The organism is Algoriphagus sp. (assembly GCF_024642405.1).
GTDB lineage: Bacteria > Bacteroidota > Bacteroidia > Cytophagales > Cyclobacteriaceae > Algoriphagus.
In genome coordinates this window covers 1-5,837 of record NZ_JAHEBC010000241.1, presented here as the reverse complement: position 1 = coordinate 5,837, position 5,837 = coordinate 1, and the positions used below count along the sequence as shown (strand labels likewise).

General features: G+C 38.8%; 5 protein-coding genes. All 5 read left to right on the top strand.

The features are described 5' to 3' along the window. On the top strand, positions 1–516 hold a 516-nt coding region (locus Q0L68_RS15165; RefSeq protein ID WP_296704868.1), incomplete at its 5' end, for a (Fe-S)-binding protein. A 76-nt stretch (positions 517–592) separates the two neighbouring features. After that, the gene (locus tag Q0L68_RS15160) at positions 593–1,078 is read left to right on the top strand and encodes a hypothetical protein (RefSeq protein WP_296704866.1); all 486 of its coding nucleotides are present in this window, start codon (positions 593–595) and stop codon (positions 1,076–1,078) included. Between the two features lie 43 nt (positions 1,079–1,121). After that, the gene (locus Q0L68_RS15155; protein WP_296704864.1) at positions 1,122–3,053 is read left to right on the top strand and encodes an OmpA family protein; all 1,932 of its coding nucleotides are present in this window, start codon (positions 1,122–1,124) and stop codon (positions 3,051–3,053) included. Between the two features lie 123 nt (positions 3,054–3,176). Further along, a complete protein-coding gene (locus Q0L68_RS15150; RefSeq protein ID WP_296704862.1) occupies positions 3,177–4,340 on the top strand; it encodes an AIR synthase related protein in 1,164 nt (387 codons plus the stop codon). Positions 4,341–4,346: 6 nt separating this feature from the next. After that, complete coding sequence (locus Q0L68_RS15145; protein ID WP_296704861.1) at positions 4,347–5,702, top strand: neutral/alkaline non-lysosomal ceramidase N-terminal domain-containing protein; 1,356 nt, start codon at positions 4,347–4,349, stop codon at positions 5,700–5,702. Positions 5,703–5,837 lie beyond the last annotated feature (135 nt).

Sequence of the window (5,837 nt, the reverse complement as noted above, 5' to 3'; positions counted from 1 at the left end):
AAAAAAGTGGTAACAGCTTGTCCTCATTGTTTCAATACAATCAAAAACGAATATCCAGCTTTAGGAGGAAATTACGAAGTGATCCACCATTCCCAGTTTCTTCAACAATTGATTAACGAAGGAAAAGTAGCCTTGAAAGGTGGAGGAGAATTTAAGGGTAAGAAAATCACCTTTCATGACTCTTGCTACCTTGGCCGCGCCAACAATGTCTATGAGGCTCCAAGAGAGGTAATCAAAGCTTTGGATGTTGAATTAGTTGAAATGAAACGTTGCAAGACCAAAGGACTATGTTGCGGAGCTGGGGGTGCACAAATGTTTAAAGAACCTGAACCAGGAAAAAAAGACATCAATATAGAGCGAACTGAAGAAGCTTTAGCTACGGGAGCTCATGCAATTGCCGTTGGTTGTCCGTTTTGCCTCACGATGATGACCGATGGAGTAAAGAACAAAGAGAAGGAAGAAGAAGTGAAAGTTTATGATCTAGCAGAAATGATTGCTAAAGACATGGGAATTTGATTTAAATGATTGAATCAATTTGACCCTTTTTGCCGTTAGGTAGAAAGGGTTTTTCTTTGCCAATAAATAATGAATTATGTACGTTGATTTTAATAAAATGCCTGAGCATGCTAGAGTATGGGTATACCAAGCAGAAAGACCCCTCAGTGAGCAAGAAGTAAATCAAATTAAAAGTCGTTTGACTACATTTTGTCAAGGATGGAATACACATGGCAATTTGATGCCAACCTCCTTTGATATTATTGAAGGTCAAATTATCCTATTAGCTGTGGATGAAAGTAACTTAGGAGCCAGCGGATGTTCTATCGATAGTTCCGTTCGATTGCTTCGTGAACTCGAAAGCCAATTAGGTATTGATCTAACCAATCAAGGAAAAGTGAGTTATAAAAATCAAAATAAAATAAAAGTTTCACCTGCATTAGGCATCAAATCAAAAGTCCTATCCGGAGAAATTTCAACAGATACAGAAGTGATAAACCCGTTAATTAAGGAGAAATCTGAACTAAATCAATTATGGATTCCTGCGAAGTCTAGTTGGTTAAACAAATTTTTCCCAAATTAATTAGTAATATTCAGCTTAGATAGATCATCAATAGCCCTTTCAGATGAAAAACCATTTTTTGTGGATCACCTTTATTCTCATATTGAGCTTGAACGCTTGTAAAAGCCTTCAGGAAAAAGCCAATGATCAATTCCTTTCAGGACAGTATCAGTATGCTATAAATTCCTATTCTCAAATCTTAGAAGATGATCCTGAGAACAAGGAAGCTAATTCTGCGGTGGCCGAAAGTTACAGATTGTCCAATAGAATTGAGGAAGCTGGTCCTTATTATCAAAAGTTAGCCGAAGAAGAGCCTTCGTTTGAAAATCTTTTCAGACTTGGACAAAGCCTAAAAGCTCAAGGAAAAGATGATGAGGCCAAAGAAGCTTTCGAGGAAGCCAAAGGATTTACCCAAGAAGAAAATTTGCTTGCCGAAACCCAGCGTCAAATAGAAACGATCAATCTTGCAAACGGTATTGATAATTATTTTCCAAACCATGTGCTCGTAAATTACCAAGAATTAAATACCGCTGGGGCTGATTATGCACCGGTTACCAGTGAGAATTTTATCTATTTCACCAGTGGAAGACAAGCTTCGGGTTTATATCCTGCTGATGGGTCGCCTTATACCAAGTTGTTCAGAACAAGAGCTGAAGGAATCCGAGTGGATGTAGGAAGCATCCAAGCTTTACCCGAATTTCAAAATGAGGAAGGATTGAATCAGGCAGCAATTGCGATTAGCCCGGATGGAAATACCATTATTTATGCAAGAGGAAATTCTACTTCTCCTAAAGATCTTCCTGAAACTGCTCTTTTTGCATCTTATTTTAGAGGCTCTGGATTTACTCAACCAATTTGGATGCCTGTAAATGAAGATGAAAATTGGTGGAATTCAACTCCTGCATTTAGTCCAGATGGAGACGAACTGTACTTTGCATCCAACAGACCCGGAGGTTATGGCGGAATCGATTTGTATAAAGCAACCAGACTTGCCAATAGTGATTTTGGAAATGTTGTAAATCTTGGTCCCAATGTTAATACTCCTGGAAATGAAATGTTCCCAAGACCAGAAGCAGATGGAAAATTCTTCTTTTCCTCTGATGGCCATCCTGGTTATGGAAAGTTAGATCTTTTTGTAGCTGAGAACGACGCTTCAGGAAAACAAGTCATCAAAAACCTTGGTGAGAATTTTAACTCCCCTGATGACGATTTTGGAATATTCTTTACAGAGTATCCAAAGACAGGTTTTATTTCTTCCAACAGAGAAGGCGGCGAAGGTGATGATGATATTTACTTCTTTGAGGATAAAACTCCGAAACCAAAAATAGTTAACGTTCTATTGAATGTATTTACAAAACAGCGAGTAGCTGGTGAACCGGATGCAGTTTTGGAACAGGCCAGAGTGGTACTTTATGACGGAGAGAATAATCAAGAAGGTGGAGATTTTTCCAACACAAATGGTCGGGTAAGGTTCACCTTAGAGCCGAATGCCGATTTCACGATTATCGCTTCAAAAAGTGGTTATTTCTCCAAATCTATTCCTTATACAACAGTTGGAAAGACACCAAAACCTGAGGATTTGATACAAGAGGTCACCAATATTACTTTGGATACCACCATCGTATTAGATCAGTTGATTTTAGAGAAATCCATTGTTTTAGAAAACATTTATTATGATTTGGACAAAGCTGAGATTCGTCCTGATGCAGCTGTAGAACTTGATAAATTAGTTCAGATATTGAAAGATAACCCGTCCATTAGGATCGAGTTAAGTTCACACACAGATGATAGGTCTTCCGATGCTTACAATCAGGACTTATCTCAAAGACGAGCTCAGTCTGCAGTTGATTACATAGTTTCCCAAGGAATTGATCCAGGCAGATTAGTAGCCAAAGGCTATGGCGAAAGTCAACTGATTATTGAAAATGCTCAAACTGAAGAGGAACATCAAATAAATCGAAGAACTGAATTCAAAGTCATTGAAATCATTGAGTAAAAGAAAATGTAAATAATGAAAAGTGGTCAAGTTGGATATTCATTCCAATTCTGACCACTTTTCTCTTTTCAAGTTTTCCTAAACTTATCCTCGAATTGACATGGAATACTTAACTTTGCAGCTATGAACGAGCGATACATGCAGCGCGGAGTCTCCGCCTCCAAAGAAGATGTACATCAAGCCATTTCAAAACTTGATAAAGGTCTCTATCCAAAAGCTTTTTGTAAGATTGTAGAAGACACGCTCGGAAATGATCCAGATTACTGCAATATCATGCATGCTGATGGAGCTGGCACCAAATCCTCCCTTGCTTATTCCTATTGGAAAGAGACAGGCGATTTAAGCGTTTGGAAAGGAATAGCGCAAGACGCAATTATCATGAATACGGATGATTTGTTATGTGTAGGAGCGATCAATAACATTCTAGTCTCTTCAACTATTGGTAGAAATAAAAACCTTATTCCAGGTGAGGTGATTTCTGCGATTATCGAAGGAACTGAAGAAGTCCTTCAAATGCTTCGTGATAATGGTGTTAATGCTGTATTGACAGGTGGGGAGACTGCTGATGTTGGTGACTTGGTGCGTACCATCATTGTAGATAGTACCGTAACCTGCAGGATGAAAAGAGATGAAGTAATCTCCAATGATAAAATCCAAGCCGGAGATTTGATTGTTGGATTAGCTTCTTTTGGTCAAGCTAAATATGAAACATCTTATAATGGCGGTATGGGAAGTAACGGTTTGACATCTGCCCGCCATGATGTATTCAACAAAGTATTGAAAACAAAATATCCCGAGAGCTTTGACCCTTCTGTTCCAGAAGACTTAGTTTATTCTGGTAAATATAATTTGACAGATGCGGCACCTGGGTCTCCGGTAAATATCGGAAAGCTTGTACTTTCCCCAACTCGCACCTATGCTCCAATCATGGTAGATATACTAAATTACATGCGTCCAAGAGTTCATGGATTGGTACATTGTAGTGGTGGAGCACAAACCAAAGTCCTTCACTTCGTGGATGACGTTCATGTCATTAAAGACAATTTGTTCGAAACTCCACCTCTTTTCAAAATCATACAAGAAGAAAGTGGTACTGACTGGAAGGAAATGTACAAGGTCTTCAATATGGGCCATAGAATGGAAGTCTATCTTGATGAACGCTATGCTGAAGAAATCATTGACATCGCGGAATCATATGGTGTAGAAGCTCAAATTATTGGAAGAGTTGAACCAAATGAAGGCAAAAAAGTCACCATCCAAAGCCCTTACGGAAAATTTGAATATTAATTCTTAATGACAATAAGTAAGCTGGCGTACACAATAGGGAAAATTCTTATCGGGATTTTCCTTTTTATTTTTTTGCTTGGGTTAATTACTTTAACCACGGTGGATCGATCTCCGATTCAGGATCAGGAGTTTTATACCAAAACCATGAACGCGCTAGATCAGCTTCAATTGCAAGGATCAGAAACCGATACTTGGCTGGCAGGTTGGGGAAAAGCAAATATGACTCCTCCTCAACCCGTGGAACTTGTCGGCTACGCTCCGAGGGGAAATTATGAATTTGTACAGGATAGTAGCTTTGTCAAAGCATTGGCTTTGGGAAATGGTAAAACCAACATTGCTTGGCTGAGCTATGAATTATTAATTGTGCATCCGCATTTAGCTGAAGAAGTAATGTCAGCAATTAAAAATCAGAATCTCCCCATTGATCAGGTTATTTTCACCGCAACTCACACTCATGCCGGAATGGGTGGATATATGCCTGGCCCTTTGGGAGAAATGGCCTTTGGAGGATATAATGAAGAAACAGTCGAGCTTATTGTTGATAAAACCATATCTGCTTTATCCAAAGCGATTGCATCAAAAGATACCGTTACTATTCAGTTTAGGAAAATTGATGCGAGGGAGTATGTCTCAAACCGCTTTATTAAAGACGATCCAATCGAACCCTCTATTCGCCAATTAATTTTCACAAAAAACAGTGGGGAAAAAGCAACCTTCTTCACTTATTCTGCTCATGCTACGATTTTGAGTTCCAAATTCATGGGGCTTTCTGGGGATTATCCCTTTTATCTCATGAAAGATCTGGAAGAAGATAATTATGATTTTGCCATGTTCGCCGCAGGTACAGTAGGAAGTCATAGACCTCTGGCATCAGGAAATACACCAGTATTGGTTGAGAAGTATGCTCATGACTTGGATTCGGTTATGCAGATTAAAATTACTGATTCTTCAATTGTACACCGCACTAGAATTGAAATCGGAACATTACCAATTGCACTCAGGGATCCCCATTTGAGGATTACAGATAATCTGAGACTCCGACCATGGCTCTTTAATTATTTATTGGGAGAGACCAATGTTCACTTTGACGTCACTATCATCGGCAACACGTTGATGATTGCGTCCAGTGGAGAAATCTCCGGGGTATTTTTTAAAAAATGGGAAGATCAGGCAAAGTCATTGGGATTAAACCTTATCATTACCACATTTAACGGCGGCTACATGGGTTATATCACTCCTGACCAATACTATGATAGAAATTTTCATGAAGTCCGGGAGATGAACTGGTACGGGCCTGGAAATGGAAAGTATTATGATGATATGATTTCTAAGATCATTGACAAAGCTAAAATCAGAAACTAATTATTCTTAGCCCAGATTTGGGCCTTTACCCAACCTTTTAAAAAGTCTTTCTCTTTTTCCAAAACCAAACCATTTTTCGTCAGGATTATTTCATAATCAGGAATATTCCCCCTTTTATGGGAGGTTAAAAGTCTG